The sequence below is a fragment of the Psychrobacter sp. 1Y4 genome (genome assembly GCF_051847555.1).
Genome location: NZ_JBPYDE010001186.1, coordinates 1 through 510 on the forward strand (window position 1 = coordinate 1; position 510 = coordinate 510).

Genomic DNA, 510 nt, shown 5'->3' on the forward strand with positions numbered 1-510 from the left:
CGAGTAGCTCTTCACGCGTACCTAAATACTGTACAACCGCATCATCAAAACCATTGTCTGCCAATGCTTGAACAACGGCAACCTGTTCGACAGGCTGCTCATAACGAATGTCTGCTGAGACACCACCAGTAAAATCAAGACCTAAGTTCAAGCCGTTGACGGCAATAGCAATGATACTACCGATCACCATAAACAAAGATAGTAGCGCCATTGGCTTTTCTATCTTCATAAATGGAATGATACGTTGATTGCCAATGGCTTTAATGCCACCTTCAGCGACTGCGGCTGCATCATCAGCGGCGTCGCTTGACACTAGATTAGGATCAACAGTGGTCGCGAGTGCTTGATTGTCTTTACCAGCTTGGCCTTTACCACCACGACGGCTACTACTTTTACCAGATTTGGCCGTAGTAGGGTTGTTGGTTTTGGTATTGCTACCTTTACCATCACGGCGTGGTTTGTTACGGCGGCGGGTACTTGCAGTAGTCGCATCACCATTTGAGCCATTTC

Annotated in this window: 1 pseudogene; it reads right to left on the minus strand. The window is 47.3% G+C overall.

Features of this window, described 5'->3' with window-relative positions:
- A pseudogene (locus ACS8FC_RS21065) lies at window positions 1-510 on the minus strand (protein translocase subunit SecF); the annotation flags it as partial.